The following is a 16382-nucleotide window of genomic DNA, read 5'->3' on the forward strand; positions in this document are numbered from 1 at the left end:
CACACCTCGGGCTTGCCCAGCGACGAAGTCGGCTCGACCGCGATCAGAGATGCGGCAGACTTGCAGGCGGCCGCAGCGCTGATTTCGACGCAGCCTATGAGTAGCCTGCCCGGCAGCACATTCGCCTATGGTGCGCTCTCAATGCAAGCCGCCGGGGCGGCCGCAGAAATAGCGACGGGGCAGTCATTTTCGTCACTGTTGAACGACCGAATTCTGTCCCCATTGGCTATGAGCCACACCGGTTTCGTGGTGCCGAGCGCCAATTCCCTCAACCCGCGCGTGGCCGGTGGTCTCAGCTCCACAGCGGCCGATTACGGCAGCTTTATGGACATGCTGCTCAACAAGGGCGACGCCCGCAATGGGACCCATGTACTCAGTGCCGGCGCGGTGACGACAATGCTCACGCGCCAAGCCACCGATGGTGAGACTCAGCAGGATTACGGCATCGGCGTATGGTTAGGGCAGGCTGGAGAGGCTGATGTTCTTGCCGGCGGCGCAAGAGGTTTTCATAGCTGGATCGACATCGAACATAAATTGGTTTTTGTTTTTGCGACCGACAAGACCAGCATTGAAAACGTGATGCCTCTCACTTTGCAGATGCATCAAGCCATCCTGCAGGCAGTTGCGGTACCGGAGCCACAGACCTATGCGATGCTGCTTTTGGGCTTGGGCCTGATTGCCGGCCTCGCCCATCGCCGCTTGGGACCCCTGTAAATCCGGCCTAGGCTTGCACGCAGGACATCCAGCGATGCTCAAAGCCCCGGGACCGCGCCCAAGTCGCTGCGCGCGTTGTGCGGCAGGGGGGCGAAGTCGGGAAGAGCGGTTGTGCCGAGGCACTCCAGATCTTGCCGATAGATTCGTAATCAAATTGCGCATTCGACCCGATTACCCGCTGAATTTGGACGTCAGATATTTGCCCGTTGCAGTCGTCCGCCGCGCGAGATCGCCCGATGCTAGAAGGCTGGGTGCAGTCCTTTGATTTTGGCCAGCCAACGACTGCTGCTGGCGGCCGCTGCAATTGCGCATTTCGTTGCACGGTTGGTGGTCGGGGCCTCCGCATTAAGCGCTTGCCACGGCGGCATTAAGCCCAGCCAAGTGCATGCGCAAGAATCGGGTGGGCGAAGCGCGCCATAGTTCTGACAATGCAGACAGCCCAAGACTTTTGGCTGCCACAACATGTCACGCCCCTGATACCGGAAACCAAAAACCGGCTCGCGACCGTGGCTGCGGCTCTTCTTCGTGCCCGCCAATCAAGCGGGCGAACCCGAAACCCTGCGTGCCTGCTCAAACGCGCATCGCCGCTTCTATTGATAGGCAAACAGACATGCTTACCCCGAGCTACAAGATCCGACCTATTCGCGCTGAATTTCTGGATAAGGTCAGGACGCAAGGCCTTGACGACCTCGACCAGCCGGTGGAAAGACATATCGCCGTCGGCGGGGAACCCTGCCGAGATGTGTTGCGGGCGGCCTTGCCCGGTGAAGCCATCATTCTTGCCAGCTATTGCCCTTTCAGCATGCCGGGCCCCTACAAGGAATATGGGCCGGTCTATGTCCTTGCCGAGGCATCTACCGCCACGCCTGAGCTTGGCGTCCTGCCGATAGGCGCAGACACCGGCTACTTCGGCAAGGTCTTTGTACTGCGGGCCTATTCCAAAGCAGAGCGCATCGTCGATGCCTTGTTGACCACGCCAGAAGCAGCCGAAACCGGGTTGCGCCAGCTATTGGCCCAAGACCGTGTTGACTTTGTGTTGGCCAGATTCGCCGGCTACGGTTGCTATGGATGTCGGATCGAGCGGGCTTGATGACGGCCCGCCTATGTGTTTTTGCTGATGCGACTGTTGTACCTGCTGTACCTGCTACGCGCTGGTTTCATTGGGCATTTATCATATATTGCGAATCCCCCTCAAACTCCCGCAGGCCTCAACTGCTGCAGCTTCTCAAGTTCACTCTTCTCAAAGCCTGCGGGCCAACTCATTACTCGAGCCGGAATGAATATTCCGATCGATTACCTTGCCGTGCATGAAACGCCCTCGGTTCAGGCCTACCAGGCGCTGCGCCTAGGGTCTGGCCTCAGCGGCAAGACCGACGAGGCCGCAAGCCGAGGCCTGCCCAATACGCTCTTCGCGGTGCAGATTTTTCATGGAGCACAACCGGTCGGCATGGGGCGGGTGATCGGCGACGGGGGCTGTTTCTTTCAGGTCGTAGATATCGCAGTATTGAAGCCGCATCAGGGGCGCGGCCTGGGCAAACTCATCATGACCGAGATCCAGAAATACATCGAAACCCAGGTTCCCTTGAGCGGCTATGTCAGCCTGATGGCGGATGGCCGGGCGCAAGAACTGTATGCTCAATTTGGCTTCGTCAACACCGCGCCACGCTCTGTCGGCATGGCCTATAGGCGGCCCAAGCTCGGTGAGGCGAATACCGCTGCCTAACTCGGCATTTCGGCTGACACGCACCTCAGTCATTGCAGGGGTCCCATTTCCTCGCGGCCTTGCACGGGCCATTCACCACAAGCGCTCACTCAGAGCATGAGTCGCTTTCAATAAACATCACCGCCATGCACACAAAAGTCCAATCCATGTCCGATGGATACCTTGAACATGTCAACGTCACGGTCAAAAATCTGGATCAGACCACCAAATTTCTGCTCACCGCCATGCCCAATTGGCGCATTCGAGGTCGCGGAAAAATGGACTGGTTCGGGAAAGAAGTTCATTGGCTGCATGTCGGTACGCCGAGCAGCTACATCGCCTTGCAAAGTGGCGGGGAAGGCAGCGGCCTCAATTGGAAGGAGCCACAGGTCGGCATCAAGCACATAGGAATGGTCGTCCCCTCGCTCAGCGCGCTCATCGATCGCCTGAACGCTGCAGGGTATCAAGTTGATCACCTGGGCGCATCACACCCACATCGCAAAAGCGCCTATTTCATTGAGGCGGACGAGCTGCAGTTTGAGTTCATTGAGTATCTGTCCACCGTGGCAGAGGAGCGCAATGACTACACGCGATGATGCAGCTAGCCTGGAGTTGGCGTCAAAGTTCAATGACTGGGTATGCCCGGCGCCTCTTGATTGGGTGCCGAAGCTATGAGCAAAAGCCTCGTTTTCGCAAGGCCGGACGCTTCCCATCTGCGTGCAATGTTAGAAATACATTGCGACCCTAGGACCAATGCCCATAACCCATTTGGCCCACCCACGCCGGCAACTGCGCTTGCCCTCTTTGAAGGCTGGCTTGAACAGTGGGATCGAGAAGGCTTCGGCTATTGGGCCGTTTGCAGTTCCGCCACATCTCTTGAGGTGCTAGGTTTTGGCGGCATCATGCGCAAGCATATTGGGTCAAGGTTTGGTCTCAATTTGTACTTCCGCATTTCACCGCTTGTGTGGGGTCAAGGCCTAGCGTCGGCAATCGCCCAAGAGGCATTGTCACAAGCGTTCATCGGGCGCTGCGAACCGGAGGTGCTGGCTCTTGTTCGCCCCGCAAACACAATTTCTCGCCGTACGCTTGAGCGCGCAGGCCTTGGAGTGATTGACACGACGGACGATGTTCCTGGGCAGGAACCCAGCCTAATCTATCGAATCAGCCGGGAGGACTTTCAGCACAAGTACGACGCCAACCACTCGTCGGACCTGCCTCACAGCTCCGCTCAAATCTTGCGCGTCAGGCGATGAGTTCCCTCTCCTTCAGCGAAGGCTCCGGGCAACCTGCCGCTGCCCCCACTGCGCATCTGAATGGCAGAAACTGGTCGGGAGCATAAGGTCGCATCATCGCCTGCAAGCCGCGGTTGATCAAAACGGTCGGCGAACCGAACGGTTAGCTATGCGACGCTTGTTCGAACTGTCGGCATGGCTCAGGCCAGGACATCTCGCGGGCACTGACTGCGCGGCAACTCGGTGCCCATAGCGGGCATCCAGAATGCCTACCTCTAAGTCAACGATGCAGCGGTTGCTGGGCGTCATCGGCGCGCCACGCAGAACCTAGCACCAACCTATCGCTTTTCTGTCAGCGCAAGTACACCCCGTCCGTGCGGCAGTACTGTTGGCTGGGTGCAGCTTGCACCGTCGCAAACCAGAGTCCAACTGAAGAGCCTCCGACTCTGACCCCGCAAGCATTTGGTCATAAAGGAGATGCGGTACTCATCTCTTGATTTGATAATCTCCGCCGCAACTGGTTCATCGCTGAGCACACCGCGAGTTCCGCAGGCGTCATTCAGTTGTCGGCGGGCGCCCTGCACCGAGGTAATGCTGTTCAATCAGTGGCGGCTGGAGCAGGCGGTTCAATCAAGGGTGGATATTGGAGAAATCGAAACCGCTTGAAGCCTGCGCCGCACCCAAACCAAGGTCGCCGCGAGCCACAGTGCGGTAACGGCAGGTATCCATAAAGTGCTGGCGCTGTCGATCAATTCGAACCCCAACACCGGTTCCCAGCCAAGGCGTTGGGTCACCCATAGAGTCGCCGCGACCGCTGCGATAGCAGCGACGCCGTTGCGCAAGGCGGCATAGCCACGCGGCGCGAGCTGCGCAAGCAGCAGCAGCGGCGGCACGACGCCGAGCACAAGCAAGAGCTGCATCGCCTCGATGCCGAGATTGAAGGCCAGCAAGGCCTGCCCACGCTGGCTCCAGCTGAGACCAGCACCCGATAGGCTGATCGCAAACGCCAGGCCGTGCAGCAGACCAAAACCGCCCGCCATCAGCAGTTCGCCCTGCTTCAACAAAGGCCGCCATGCGTGCGCCGCAGCGACGATGATCGAAGCCGCCACGGCCACCTCGACCCAGGCCGTCGGCAATGCCAGCAAACCCGTGCTACCCAGCGCCAGGGTGAGCGTATGCCCCACAGTGAAGGCCGTCACCACGGCCGCCAGTTGCTTGACCGCTGGCCAGGGGCGACGCACACCGAGCCAGCGCCCGCCTGCCGCAGTCAATGGTGCGGCCAGTAGCAGGGTGAGCAAGAACAGCAGATGGTCGATGCCCTCGGCGATATGGCCGGCACCGCGCTTGAACAGGGCGACAAAGCTGGCCCCGGCGCGCTCGCGGCCAAGCACGACAGGCAGTGAGTTCTGGGCCGGGCCGAACTCGCCCAGCAGCAAGGGCGCTTGGCCAGACTGCCCCGCTTCAGCAACTTGCCCTGCCGCCCAGTCGTTACGCAAGTAAACCAGTGCGCGGTGCGTGCGCACCTCGTGAGTGATGGCGTCGTACAGCAGCGTGAATGAACGGGCGTCGCTGCCGGCGGGCGCACGCAGTTCTATCACGGCCTCCAGCTCTGCTGAGGCATCGTTGCCCACCACTGCCAAGCGCGGTCGCAGCACCTGCCAGCCTTGTTGACCGGAGCGCGCCCCTATATGGGCCAGCAGGTAGCGCGCCAAGCCATCACTCTGCTGGGCCAGCACCGTGCCGGGGGAGTCGACCAGCGGCTGGCCGTAGGCAAACTCCAGCCGGTTCAGCGGCAGTTGCAGCGTCAAGGTGACGCCCTGCGCCGTTGAATCGACCCAGAGGCGGCTCTCGGGCATCGGGTGTGCGGCAGCCAATGCGGCGCACACCCATAGCAGCAAGCCTATGACTTTACGAGCAGCAGCGGCCACCGTAATCCCCCGTCTTGTCACGCCAGATGGTGTGGAAGTGGATGTCATTGCTGACGATGATGCCGCGCTGCACAGAGAACTCTATCCATACGCGCGGCCCGTCCACGCGGAAATAGCTGCCCGAGGAGGTCACGTTGCCGCCGCCGGCGTAGGCCACATAGGTTTGCGCCAGCGCCGCGTCGCTGAGGTAAGCGCCGAGCAAGTCTTCGCTGTACTCGGATGCCTGGGTGTTCACATAGGACCGGATCAGCGTCTTGACCTTCTCCTGGTCAGCTGCCGACAAGGCGGTGTAGAGCAGGCCTCGGCCGCTGCTGCCGCTGGGGTAGGACTTCGGGTAGCTGCCGTCAATGCCGCCCGAACCATTGGCGCCGAACAGCAAGTCGGCATAGGTGCCGCTCAGCAAGGCTCCCGAGTAGGACGTCAACGTCGTGCCGAGACTGGCCGCTGCTGTGCGCTGGGCCAGCATCGGGTCGTAAGTCGCGCCGTTGATGGTGAACGATGCCTTGGGTTCGACGCCCAAAAACATGGGTGTCGGCGACTTGACGCTGCCGTTGAAGGCGAGGCTATAGGTCAGGTGGTGACCGGTCAGTTGCAATACCCAATAGCCAGTGGCCGAGGGCGTGCCAAGGAAGGCGATGTAGTAATTGCCGTTGCCATAGCCGCTGCCACCTCCAATCGATGCCAGGTAGTCGTCCGCCGCTTGCAGGCCTTGCCACAACGTGTTGCCGGTGCTGCCCAGAGCCGTGTTGATAAGGGCAGCTGCCGATGTCTTCTGCGCCGTGCTGAGGCTGCTCCAAGACACGCCGTTTCGCGCAGCAAAGCTGGCCGGCAGATTGGACCAGCGGCGCCCTGCGTCCAGACTCCAGCTTGCCTGCACCTTGGTTTGCTGCGTGCTGCTGAGCGTGGCGTAAAACGCCTGGGCTGCCGTGGTGACCACCGCGCTCAGTGCGCCGCTGGAGGTTGAACTGCTGCTGACCGTCAGCGTGGCGGCATTGCTCGTGGCCGAGCCGGCCGAGTTGCTGACCGTGACGGTGTACGGCCCTGCATGGCCTGCTGCAACGCTGGAATTGGTGTAGGTGCTGGCCGTGGCATTGGCAATCGCGCTGCCGTTGAGTGCCCACTGATAGCTCAGTGGCGCCGTGCCCGAGGCCGCCACGCTGAAGCTGGCGCCGCCGCCAAGCACCACCGTCTGGGAAACCGGCTGGGTGGTGATGGAAGGTGTGGTGGCGGTGCTGGCGGAGGTCACCGTCAAGGTGGCGGCCGAACTGGTCACACTGCCCGCCGAGTTGCTGACGACCACGTCATAGCTGCCCGCATCGGCCGTGCTCGCCGATGCCAGACTCAGGCTCGCCGCCGTCGCCCCGCCGATGGCACTGCCGCCCTTGCGCCATTGATAGGCCAGGGTGGCCGTGCCGGCTGCGGTGACCGAGAAGTTGACCGCCGCGCCCGCTTCAACCGTCAGCGATGCGGGCTGGGTGCTGATGCTGGGCGCCGTGTCGGCGTCGGCTGTCGTGCTTGCGCCGCCGCTGCCTCCACCACATGCGACCAGCGCGCTGACAAACACGGCGAGCAGCAAAGGCCAGCATCTCGCCAGGGGTCGGGGTACTTTTATCGAGACGGGAGAAAACATGGTGGACTCACTGACAACAAAGCGACCGCCGGATGGTGGTCGTGATGGATATACGCTCATCTCAACGGACTCGAAGAGTTGAGCAGTCTGAAACTGAGCCATCAATCGATGAAACGCAAGCCGGCCTGGATAAGTGGCACGCGCATCTCGTACATGTCCAGCCCGAGCAAGCCGGCGGCCAACTTGTCGCGCTTGCTGCTCTCAAGCGCTTCACGTGCAGTCGCCGCTTCCAGCGTCTTGGTGGCCAGCGCGGCGGGAACGCAGACCACCCCGTCGTCGTCGGCGACGATCACATCACCGGGGTTCACCAGCATGCCGGCGCAGACCACCGGAATGTTGACCGATCCAAGCGTCGCCTTGATCGTGCCCTTGGAGGAGATGGCCTTGCTCCAGACCGGGAAGCCCATCTCGGTCAGCGTCTTCACATCGCGAACGCCGGCGTCGATGATCAGCGCGCGGGCGCCACGGGCCATGAAAGAGGTCGCCAACAGATCGCCGAAATAGCCGTCCGAGCATTCGGAGGTGATCGCCGCGACGACGATGTCGCCCTCTTTGATCTGCTCGGCCGCGACATGCATCATCCAGTTGTCCCCCGGATGCAGCAGCACCGTGACCACGGTGCCGGAGACTTGGGCGCCGGCATAGATGGGCCGCATATAGGGCTTCAGCAGGCCGACACGCCCCATGGCCTCGTGGACCGTGGCCGAGCCGAGCTTGGCCAGCGCATCGGCGCTGCTGCGTTCTGCTCTGACGATATTGCGATAGACCACGCCGAGTTCGTACATCTCAAAGTCCTTTCTTTTTCAGTGCCGCGTCCAAGCGTGGGAAGACGCGGCGTGCATTGCCCTCGAACACCAACTGGCGCTCCGCATCCGTCAGGTTGGCCGTGGCCTCGACATAACGCCGGGTGTCGTCGTAGTAATGGCCGGTTTCGGGGTCGATGCCGCGCACGGCGCCGATCATCTCGCTGGCGAACAGGATGTTTTTGACCGGAATCACCTGGGTCAGCAGGTCGATGCCGGGTTGGTGGTAGACACAGGTGTCAAAGAAGATGTTGTTGAGCAGATGCTCTTGCAGCAGCGGCTTCTTCATCTCCTGCGCCAGACCGCGAAAGCGCCCCCAGTGGTAGGGCACGGCGCCGCCGCCGTGCGGGATCAGGAACTTCAAGCTTGGGAAATCCTTGAACAGATCGCTGGTCAGGCATTGCATGAAGGCCGTCGTGTCGGCATTCAGGTAATGCGCGCCGGTGGTGTGGAAACAGGCATTGCAGCTGGTCGAGACATGGATCATCGCGGGGATGTCGTACTCGACCATTTTTTCGTAGATCGGGTACCAGTGGCGGTCGCTCAGCGGCGGGCTGCTCCAGTGGCCGCCGGACGGGTCGGGGTTCAAATTGATGCCGACATTGCCGTACTGCTCAACGCATTTGACCAGTTCGGGGATGCAAGTCGCCGGGTCGACGCCGGGCGACTGCGGCAGCATGGCGGCCGGGATGAAATGGTCGGGAAACAGCTCAGCGACGCGCAAGCACAACTCGTTGCAAATCGCCGCCCAGGTGCTTGACGTCTGGAAGTCGCCGATGTGGTGGGCCATGAAGCTGGCGCGCGGGCTGAAGATGGTCAAGTCGGAGCCGCGTTGCTGCATCAGCTTGAGCTGGTTGTTAGCGATCGACTCGCGCAGCTCGTCGTCGCTGATTTTCAGCGAGCTGGCCTTGGGAGCCTGATCCTGATTCTTGAGGCAGGCGATCTGCAGATCGCGCCAGGCACCCAGGGCCGGCGGGGCGGTGGTGTAGTGGCCGTGTACGTCGATGATCATTTCGGAGGTCCTTGTTGCTTGAAAGGGCCTGCCAGGCCATCAATGTCCGGCAGGCCCGTCACGGTCAGAAGCTGTGGCGAATGCCGGCGCCAAGACCGGTCTGCGAATTGCCGGCTGCCGGACCGCTGCCCGCCGCTGCATTGCTGACCGACAAGGCCAGGGTGCCGTCGTTCGCCATCTGGCCGGCGGTCGCGTACAGCGCCGTGCGTTTGGACAGGCTGTAGGTGGCGCGCAGCGCATACAAAGTCGCCTGGTTGGGGCTGTTCTTGTAGTCCAGCTTGAAGACCTGGCCGTCGATGACCAGTTGCTGGTTGACCGTGTAGGAGGCGCCCAGATACCAGAGGTCGCTGCGCGGGGTGGTGAGGCTGGCATCGTTGTCGCGCGAGATCAGGCCGGCGCCGAGCTTGAGATCGGCCATCGGTTTGATCCAACCGGTCACGGTCGAGCGACGGTCCTTCATTGCGCTGCGGGTCAGGCCGGCAAAGGCGCCCGCGCCACCGCTGATCTCGTCGATCGCTGCGGTCAGGCCCCAGTTGCCGCCGTCATACTTGGCCAGCAGCGACCATTGGCGGCAGGCGCTGGTATCGGCGGCGTTCTCGCCCGCGCAATTGGTGCCCGCAGGGCTTGGGCCGGCGTTGACGGCATCGCGGCCGAAGCTGTAGGTGGCGCCGGCGGTGAAAGCGCCGAAAGTGCCGCGATAGGCGAGCACATTGTCAACGCGTGAATTGGGCAGATAGCTGTCCAGCGAGCCGGAGCCGAACATGGCGGGGCCGAGGATGTCGGCGTCGAGCTGCGACCAGAACAGCATCGAGTATTGGCGGCCCGCCGTTACGCTGCCCCAGGGCCCAGTAAGACCTACGAAGGCCTGCCGCCCAAAGGTCCGACCGCCTTGGTTGAGGGTGCCGGCGTCGACGCCGAAACCCTGCTCCAGAGTGAACACGGCCTTCAAGCCGTCGCCGAGATCCTCGCTGCCGCGAAAACCCAACCGCGACGGCGCCGAGCCGCCGGTCAGGCCGGGCATGCGGGTGATGCCGCTGCCCGTCGCTCCGACATTGCCGAGGTGTTCGACGGACGCGTCGATCAGGCCGTAGATGGTGACGCTCTGGGCTTGCGCGGCGCCGCCGGTCAGACCCAGCAGGGCCAGGGTGTAGAGGGATTTTTTCATCGGGTTGTCTCCTGTTTTAATATCAAGTGGTGAAGGGGGATTCGTGCTTATGTCGCGGATTTCTCGGGCTGATTCCAGTCCAGCGGGCCGGCATCCTTGCCGGCGACCGAGTACAGAGCCTTGGTGTTGCGACTGCGCTGGAAGACCTCCAAGGACTCGCCGCGCATCGCCGCGTAGATGTGCAGGTTGGAGACGCCGATGACGGCGCCCAGCTTCTCCAGCATGAAGAAGATCACGCCGTAATGAATCAGGCCGCGCCAGTCGCGGTTGCGCACCAGCGCACGCTCATCAACGGTCAGCCCGGCCTGCTCGAAGGCCAACTCCTGATCGGCCAAGAAGGCGGCGCGCACAGCGGGCTTGACCAGACCATGCAGAAATTGATTCAGCCGGTAGGCCTTGACGCTGCGTGCCAGCGTGAAAGGATGGGTTCCTTCCAGCGCCTCGGCACCCGCCAGCTGTGCCGCCATCTGCGCGCGGTGGCGTTGCAGCACGGCGGGCGGCAGCGCCTGTTCGACCGGTTCGTAGATCGCTGCAGCAATGCCGGTCATCGACGGCAAGTAGTAGGCGCGGTGCTGGCACCGCACCTGCGCCGCCAGCGCGCCGCGCATCACCAACCACATGATGACTTCGGCGCCCTCCAGGCCCCCCAGCGCGGCGTACTCGGCATGGCTGATATCGGCCAGCGACTCGGGGTCGGACTCGAACAGATCGAGAAAGCGCGCATCCCACTCTGGGTTGTTGAAGCCGGCGCGCTCGCCATGCACCTGGTGCGAGAGTCCGCCGGTGGCGACGATGGCGACCTTCAAGTCCTCGGGATAGCTCTCGATCGCGCGGCGCAGCGCTTGGCCGAGCTTGTAGCAGCGCCGGGCGCTAGGGATGGGAAACTGCAGCACGCCCATTTGCAGTGGCACCAGTTGCACCGGCCAGTCCGGCTCGTGCGGACACATCACGGAAAGTGGCGAGAAACAGCCGTGATCCAGCCCGCGGTCCTGAAAGAAGGACATGTCGAATTCTTCGCTCATCAGCGACTGCCCGATATGGGCGGCCAGCGCCGGATGCCCCTGGATGGGCGGCAGATCTCGCGCGCCGCCGCCCTCGTCGGCGACCGCCCATTGCTCGCCCACGCCCAGCGTGAAGGCCGAGTAATGATCAAAGAAAAAGGAGGTGACGTGGTCGTTGTAGATCAGCAGCAGCACATCGGGTTTGCGTTCCGCGATCCAGGCTTGTACCGGCTCGAAGGCCTCGAAGATGGGGGCCCAGACCGGGTCGTTGCGCTTGTCGCGGTCAAAGGCGAAGCCAATGGTCGGCGTGTGGGAGGCGGCAATGCCGCCAATGATTTGTGCCATGGTGGTGAGCTGAGGTAAAGCTTTAAACCAGCGGCTAGTACGAGACTGCTGCTGGGACTTCTATCGCTTATGGGTTGGCGTCCAATTTCGCCTTGATCCAGGCAAAAGCTTCCTGCACGTCGTAGTTGCCGCTGTGCCCAACCAGATATGGGAGCTTGAAGCTCAGGTCCTTGACGGAGGCGTCGCTCTTGATCGCGTAATAGAGCAGCGTTTGCATCGCGAACGCCGTGTCGCGGTCGACCATGCCGTGGCGCACATACCAGTAAGGCGCGCTATCGGCCGCCGTGTTCAGGTAGGCCAGCGGGTTGATCAGCTTGATCTGCTTGCCCAAGGTAGTGGAGCTCAGTGCCATGTACTGCGCGAAGCTCAGGCCGGTGTCGTCGGTGCCCGAGCCGTCGCCCAGTGCGGCGTTGTTGTTCCAGCTCCACTCGGAGTAGTTGGCGTAGCGCATGTCCGCCGGCCCGAACAGATTGGTCTCGCCGCTGATGTTCCAGATGCCAGTTGTAGCGTTCTTGTTGCCGGTGACGCCGACGGGGTCGAAGGCCACGGCGGTCTTCAGCGCCTGGTTGGCCGCCACATAGTTGACGAATTTGGCGTAGTCGATGCCGGCGACCGTCGCCGTCGTGCTTGAGCCGCTGAGCGTCAGCCAGTCATTGACGAGCGTGGTCGTGGTCGTCCCGCCGGGCCCGCCGCGCGTGGTGACGAAGTTGCCGCCGATTGCCGGCACGGTCGTGCCCTTGGCGATCTGACGCTCGATCTCTTGTTTGACGAAGGCTTGAGTGGCGTCTCGCAGGCCTTGTGCGGTCAGCGCCGAACCGTCGTCGGCCTTCAGGTTCAGGCTGCTGACGTAGGCGGCGAACTTGGCCGCGATCGCGGTCGAGGCAGCAGGCTGCTGGCCGGCCGAGTAGACCACGCCGCCCAGCGCACCGGTGTTCTTGTCGGATCGCACGGCGCTGTACTCGAACTCGTAGCCGATGTCCGCGTTGCCAAGGTTGTTGATCGGGCAGTAGGCGACGGCGGCAAACACATCGTCCTTGATCGTGCTGGTGGCTGCCGCGCCGCTGCCGGTGATGCCGGCGGCGCCGATTTCATCCAGAAAAGGCAGGAAGTCCGCGCTATTGCCGCTGGCCGAGACGGCCGCCGTCAAGCCGCCGCCGCCGCTGGTGCCGGTGACGACGATGCGCTCGGCGGAGCCGGGCATCAGCGTGTCATTCAAACGCAGGTAGCGAATGGCCGCCTTGGCGTCGACCACCGGCGCCGGCGCCTTGCCCATCCAGCGGCCGTCCTCTGCGACGATGCCGCGGCTGCGCGTACCGACGTTGATGAAGACGTAGCCTGCCTTCAAGGCCGCGCCGACGTTGTCGGTGTCGGTCGTGCTGACGAAGGCCTTGCCCTCGGTGATCGTGGTGGACACGGCGCTGGCCATCCAGCCGCTGTTGTTCACGAGAAAGTAGAGCGCGGCCTTCTGATCGCCGACCTTGTCCTCGGGCACCGAGACGATCATGGTCTGGTAGGCATTGGCATCGGTCAGGGTGCTGTTCGACTGTGTGAGCAGCGCCTTGATCGGCTTGGCGACGTAAACGATGCGGTACTGGCGCAGCTTGACGGCCAAGCCGTCGACCGTGATGTTGACCGTTGTGTACTTGGTCGCGTCGAACTTCAGCGCCAGGTCTTCGGCGTCGGTTGCAGCGACAACGACGGCGGGTTCCTCGGCGATGGCGTCCTTGCCGCCACAACCGACCAGCAGGCTGGCGGCAGCGAGCGCCAGGGCGTGGTGTTTGAAAGTGAGCTTGTTCATGGGTATCTCATGGCTTGGGTTCAGCGTGCAGCGGCTTGTTTGGCGATCAGCGCCTTGGCGTCTTCCAGCAACTTCGTGCCGTTCAGGCCCTTGCCGTCCATTTCCTTGGACCAGTCGGCCGAGAGCTTGTTGCCCAGCAGCTTCCAGTTCGCCAGCTCAGCGGCGGGGATGACGTTGGTGGTGTTGCGTGTGGTCAGCTTCTTGCCTTCGATGTCGGCCTGCAAAAAAGCCTTGCCGATCTGGCCCGACAGGGCTTGGCCGCTGTTGTTGTCGATGACCTTCTTCAGATCAGCAGGCAACGCCTCGTACTTGGCCTTGTTCATAGCGAAGACGAAGGTCGATGTATAGAAGGCCGGCTCGGCCGGATCGGTCTCGGAATGGAACTTGGCCAACTCTTGCAGCTTGACCGAGGGCACCACCTCGTAGGGCACGACGGCACCGTCGATCACACCCTTGGCCAGCGCATCGCCGACCTGCGGCACCGGCATGCTCACCGGCGTGGCGCCCAGCATGGCGATGAACTTGTTGGTCTGGCGGGTCGGCGCGCGTAGCTTCAGGCCGCGCAAATCGGCCATCGTGCGGATCGGCTTCGCTGCCATGTGGAAGACCCCGTCACCGTGCACATGAAAGGCCAGCGGCTTGACGTCCTTGAACTCGCTCTGGCCATGCAGTTGCATGTAGTCCCACAGCGCCCGGCTGGTGGCCTCGGGGCTCTGCATCATGAAGGGCAACTCGAAGGCTTCCAACGACGGAAAGCGGCCGGCGGTGTAGCCGGGCAGCGTCCACACCACATCGGCGACGCCGTCGCGCACTTGGTCGAACAGCTGCGGCGGCGTGCCGCCGAGCTGCATCGACGGATAGATCTGACACTTCATCCGATTGGTCGACTCGCGGGCGATCTTCTCGCACCAGGGCTGGATGAAGAGTGTGCTGGCGAACGAGGTGATGGGCAGGTGGAAGTGCAGCTTGAGCGTGACCTCCTGGGCCTGGGCGGGCAGAGCGGCGGCGGCGAGCAGGCCACCGGCAGCCAGGGCTTGGCGAAGCAATTTCATGGGGATGTCTCCTTGGTTTTTGGCTCTATGGCCGGGGGGTGTTCAGGTCAACAGATGCACCAGCCACAGCGTGGTGGCGGGGCAGGCGATCAACAGTGCCAGGCGCAGGCCGTCGGTGATCAGGAAGGGCACGACGCCCTTGTAGGTCTCGCTCATCGGCACGTCGCGAGCGAGGCCGTTCATGATGTAGACGTTCAGGCCCACCGGCGGGAAGATCATGCCGATCTCGCAGACGGTCAGGATCAGGATGCCGAACCAGAGCGCCTTGTCGGCAACGCCGAGACCGAAGAAGTCCATGCCCATGACGACCGGGAACAAGGTCGGCACGGTCAACAGGATCATGCTCATCTCGTCCATCACGCAGCCGAGCACGATGTAGAAAATCATGATGCCGGTCATCACCATTAGCGGAGGGAGCTGCAGATGGCCGACCAGATCGGATAGCTGGGCCGGCAGTTGCGACAGCGCCAGCGCCGCGTTGACCATGTCGGCACCAATGAAGATCAGAAAGATCATGCCGCTGGTCTGCGCCGTCGTGCGCATGGCAGCGACGAACTTGATGGCATTCATCTCGCCGCGCAGCAGCGTGATCACACAGGTCATCAGATTGCCGATGGCCGCGCCCTCGGTGGCGGTGAACAGGCCGCCGTAAATGCCACCGAACACCACCGCGAAGATGGCCAAGATGGGCCAGACCTTCAGCCCAGCTGCCAGCACCTCGGCGCGGGAGGCGGCCTGCGCCGTCGGCGCATGCTCGGGTTGCAGGCGCACGACGACGGCGATGGCCGCGATATAGCCGGCGGCGGCGATCAGTGCCGGCACATAGGCGGCCAGGAACATCTTGGTGATGTTCTGCTCGGTCAGGATGGCATAGACCATCAGCGTGACCGACGGCGGCAGCAGCACGCCCATGGTGCCGCCAGTGGCCAGCGCGGCGGTGGCGAGGCGCCCCGAGTAGCCGATGCGGCGCATCTGCGGATAGGCGACCTGGGCGATGGTTGCAGTGGTCGCCACCGTCGAGCCCGAGATCGAGCCGAAGGCCGCGCAGGCCAGCACGCCGGCCATCGCCATGCCGCCCCGAAAGCGCCCCAGCAGCGCGTTGGCAAAGTCGAACAGCGCCTTGGCCAGGCCGCCCTGCACGGCCACCGCGCCCATCAGCATGAAGAGCGGGATCACGGACAGGTCATACACCGCGACCCGCCCATACACCGCGCCACTCAAGTGGCCCAGCAGCGGGGACCAGCCGGACAGCACGATATAGCCCAGCGCGCCCGGGACAAACATCGCGATCGCGATCGGCACGCGCACGGCCATCAGCACCAGCATGGCGGCGAACATCGCCAAGCCTATCGACATCGTGCTCATTTCAGCACCTCACTCTTCGTGCTCAGCAAGTCCAGGCTCTGGACGGCGCCGATCGCCACGCACAAGGCCAACCCCGGCAGCATCAACACATAGGGGATCCACAGCGGCAGATCCATCAACATCGAGCGCTCGTGTGCCGCGTAGATGGATGCACCGCCGGCTGCCACGCGCCAAGTCACCAGCGCCATCACCCCGGTGTAGAGCAGCACGCCGAAGGCATCCATGCGGCGCTGGGTGCGGGCGCGGGCGCCGGCCGTGAAGAAATCGACGACGATGTTGGCGCGGCGGAACTGCGTGTAGGGCAAGAAGGAGGCCACCACCACCGCAGCACCGAGCTGCACCAGTTCCACGTCACCAAGGATGGGGTGGGAAAAAAAGGCCCGGCCGATCACGCTCACGCTCGTCATGCCGGCCACGGCGGTCAGTACCAGCGCGCCGATCGCGGCACTCGCATCGCACAGCCATTCCAGGCGGCGCATAACAGGCTTTTCGCCAGGCTTGTTTTGCATCAACATTGTCTCCTTCTTGTGCCGCCGCATGCCGGCCATTTGCAGGTGTTTGACTTCGGTCAAATCGCTTGGGATCGGAGTGTAGGAAGTGGGTCAAGCATCCGACAGATGCTGCACTCAGGGTCG

Annotated in this window: 15 protein-coding genes and 1 pseudogene; 6 read left to right on the top strand and 10 right to left on the bottom strand. The window is 62.7% G+C overall.

Annotated features, from left to right (window positions below; all coding sequences use genetic code 11):
- Positions 1 to 9: 9 nt before the first annotated feature.
- The 6 genes and pseudogenes from LNV07_RS16080 to LNV07_RS16105 form a co-directional block, all read left to right on the top strand.
- Positions 10 to 552: pseudogene (locus tag LNV07_RS16080) on the top strand (serine hydrolase domain-containing protein); the annotation flags it as partial.
- A gap of 45 nt (positions 553 to 597) precedes the next feature.
- On the top strand, positions 598 to 714 hold the full coding sequence (locus LNV07_RS16085; protein WP_263572459.1) for a PEP-CTERM sorting domain-containing protein: 117 nt from the start codon (positions 598 to 600) through the stop codon (positions 712 to 714).
- Positions 715 to 1099: 385 nt separating this feature from the next.
- Positions 1100 to 1804, top strand: coding sequence for a DUF1203 domain-containing protein (locus LNV07_RS16090; RefSeq protein ID WP_263572180.1), 705 nt, complete (start codon positions 1100 to 1102; stop codon positions 1802 to 1804).
- Between the two features lie 186 nt (positions 1805 to 1990).
- Entirely contained in the window at positions 1991 to 2437 is a 447-nt protein-coding gene (locus LNV07_RS16095; RefSeq protein WP_263572181.1) for a GNAT family N-acetyltransferase, read from the top strand.
- Positions 2438 to 2562: 125 nt separating this feature from the next.
- Positions 2563 to 3012 carry a VOC family protein gene (locus LNV07_RS16100; RefSeq protein WP_263572182.1) on the top strand — a complete coding sequence of 150 codons (450 nt, stop codon included), beginning with the start codon at positions 2563 to 2565 and terminating at the stop codon, positions 3010 to 3012.
- Between the two features lie 75 nt (positions 3013 to 3087).
- Entirely contained in the window at positions 3088 to 3669 is a 582-nt protein-coding gene (locus LNV07_RS16105; protein WP_263572183.1) for a GNAT family N-acetyltransferase, read from the top strand.
- Between the two features lie 605 nt (positions 3670 to 4274).
- Here the strand turns inward: LNV07_RS16105 and LNV07_RS16110 are convergent.
- From LNV07_RS16110 to LNV07_RS16155, 10 genes are all read right to left on the bottom strand, one after another.
- Positions 4275 to 5504 (bottom strand): HupE/UreJ family protein, encoded by a 1230-nt coding sequence (locus LNV07_RS16110; protein ID WP_263572184.1) that lies wholly within the window; start codon positions 5502 to 5504, stop codon positions 4275 to 4277.
- A 52-nt stretch (positions 5505 to 5556) separates the two neighbouring features.
- The gene (locus LNV07_RS16115; RefSeq protein ID WP_263572185.1) at positions 5557 to 7206 is read right to left on the bottom strand and encodes a DUF3500 domain-containing protein; all 1650 of its coding nucleotides are present in this window, start codon (positions 7204 to 7206) and stop codon (positions 5557 to 5559) included.
- A 101-nt stretch (positions 7207 to 7307) separates the two neighbouring features.
- Positions 7308 to 7991 carry a 4-carboxy-4-hydroxy-2-oxoadipate aldolase/oxaloacetate decarboxylase gene (gene ligK / locus LNV07_RS16120; protein WP_263572186.1) on the bottom strand — a complete coding sequence of 228 codons (684 nt, stop codon included), beginning with the start codon at positions 7989 to 7991 and terminating at the stop codon, positions 7308 to 7310.
- 1 nt (position 7992) lies between these two features.
- Positions 7993 to 9021, bottom strand: coding sequence for an amidohydrolase family protein (locus LNV07_RS16125; protein ID WP_263572187.1), 1029 nt, complete (start codon positions 9019 to 9021; stop codon positions 7993 to 7995).
- A 64-nt stretch (positions 9022 to 9085) separates the two neighbouring features.
- Positions 9086 to 10186 (bottom strand): porin, encoded by a 1101-nt coding sequence (locus LNV07_RS16130; RefSeq protein ID WP_263572188.1) that lies wholly within the window; start codon positions 10184 to 10186, stop codon positions 9086 to 9088.
- 47 nt (positions 10187 to 10233) lie between these two features.
- Positions 10234 to 11532, bottom strand: a complete 1299-nt coding sequence (locus tag LNV07_RS16135) for a gallate dioxygenase (RefSeq protein ID WP_263572189.1) — start codon at positions 11530 to 11532, stop codon at positions 10234 to 10236.
- 67 nt (positions 11533 to 11599) lie between these two features.
- A complete protein-coding gene (locus tag LNV07_RS16140; protein WP_263572190.1) occupies positions 11600 to 13330 on the bottom strand; it encodes a subtype B tannase in 1731 nt (576 codons plus the stop codon).
- A gap of 20 nt (positions 13331 to 13350) precedes the next feature.
- Positions 13351 to 14382, bottom strand: a complete 1032-nt coding sequence (locus LNV07_RS16145) for a TRAP transporter substrate-binding protein (protein ID WP_263572191.1) — start codon at positions 14380 to 14382, stop codon at positions 13351 to 13353.
- Between the two features lie 42 nt (positions 14383 to 14424).
- Complete coding sequence (locus LNV07_RS16150; protein WP_263572192.1) at positions 14425 to 15747, bottom strand: TRAP transporter large permease; 1323 nt, start codon at positions 15745 to 15747, stop codon at positions 14425 to 14427.
- Positions 15744 to 16256 carry a TRAP transporter small permease gene (locus LNV07_RS16155; RefSeq protein WP_263572193.1) on the bottom strand — a complete coding sequence of 171 codons (513 nt, stop codon included), beginning with the start codon at positions 16254 to 16256 and terminating at the stop codon, positions 15744 to 15746. Before LNV07_RS16155 ends, LNV07_RS16150 begins: the two co-directional genes overlap by 4 nt.
- Positions 16257 to 16382: the final 126 nt, after the last annotated feature.

Source organism: Roseateles oligotrophus, from assembly GCF_025717515.1.
GTDB lineage: Bacteria > Pseudomonadota > Gammaproteobacteria > Burkholderiales > Burkholderiaceae_C > Paucibacter_A > Paucibacter_A oligotrophus.

Coding starts and splice junctions, on each gene's coding strand:
- LNV07_RS16115 (WP_263572185.1), bottom strand. CDS start 7,206: ATGTTTTCTCCCGTCTCGATAAAAGTACCCCGACCCCTGGCGAGATGC.
- LNV07_RS16150 (WP_263572192.1), bottom strand. CDS start 15,747: ATGAGCACGATGTCGATAGGCTTGGCGATGTTCGCCGCCATGCTGGTG.
- LNV07_RS16110 (WP_263572184.1), bottom strand. CDS start 5,504: ATGCCCGAGAGCCGCCTCTGGGTCGATTCAACGGCGCAGGGCGTCACC.
- LNV07_RS16095 (WP_263572181.1), top strand. CDS start 1,991: ATGAATATTCCGATCGATTACCTTGCCGTGCATGAAACGCCCTCGGTT.
- LNV07_RS16105 (WP_263572183.1), top strand. CDS start 3,088: ATGAGCAAAAGCCTCGTTTTCGCAAGGCCGGACGCTTCCCATCTGCGT.
- ligK (WP_263572186.1), bottom strand. CDS start 7,991: ATGTACGAACTCGGCGTGGTCTATCGCAATATCGTCAGAGCAGAACGC.
- LNV07_RS16085 (WP_263572459.1), top strand. CDS start 598: ATGCATCAAGCCATCCTGCAGGCAGTTGCGGTACCGGAGCCACAGACC.
- LNV07_RS16100 (WP_263572182.1), top strand. CDS start 2,563: ATGCACACAAAAGTCCAATCCATGTCCGATGGATACCTTGAACATGTC.
- LNV07_RS16090 (WP_263572180.1), top strand. CDS start 1,100: ATGCGCAAGAATCGGGTGGGCGAAGCGCGCCATAGTTCTGACAATGCA.
- LNV07_RS16145 (WP_263572191.1), bottom strand. CDS start 14,382: ATGAAATTGCTTCGCCAAGCCCTGGCTGCCGGTGGCCTGCTCGCCGCC.
- LNV07_RS16130 (WP_263572188.1), bottom strand. CDS start 10,186: ATGAAAAAATCCCTCTACACCCTGGCCCTGCTGGGTCTGACCGGCGGC.
- LNV07_RS16135 (WP_263572189.1), bottom strand. CDS start 11,532: ATGGCACAAATCATTGGCGGCATTGCCGCCTCCCACACGCCGACCATT.
- LNV07_RS16140 (WP_263572190.1), bottom strand. CDS start 13,330: ATGAACAAGCTCACTTTCAAACACCACGCCCTGGCGCTCGCTGCCGCC.
- LNV07_RS16155 (WP_263572193.1), bottom strand. CDS start 16,256: ATGCAAAACAAGCCTGGCGAAAAGCCTGTTATGCGCCGCCTGGAATGG.
- LNV07_RS16125 (WP_263572187.1), bottom strand. CDS start 9,021: ATGATCATCGACGTACACGGCCACTACACCACCGCCCCGCCGGCCCTG.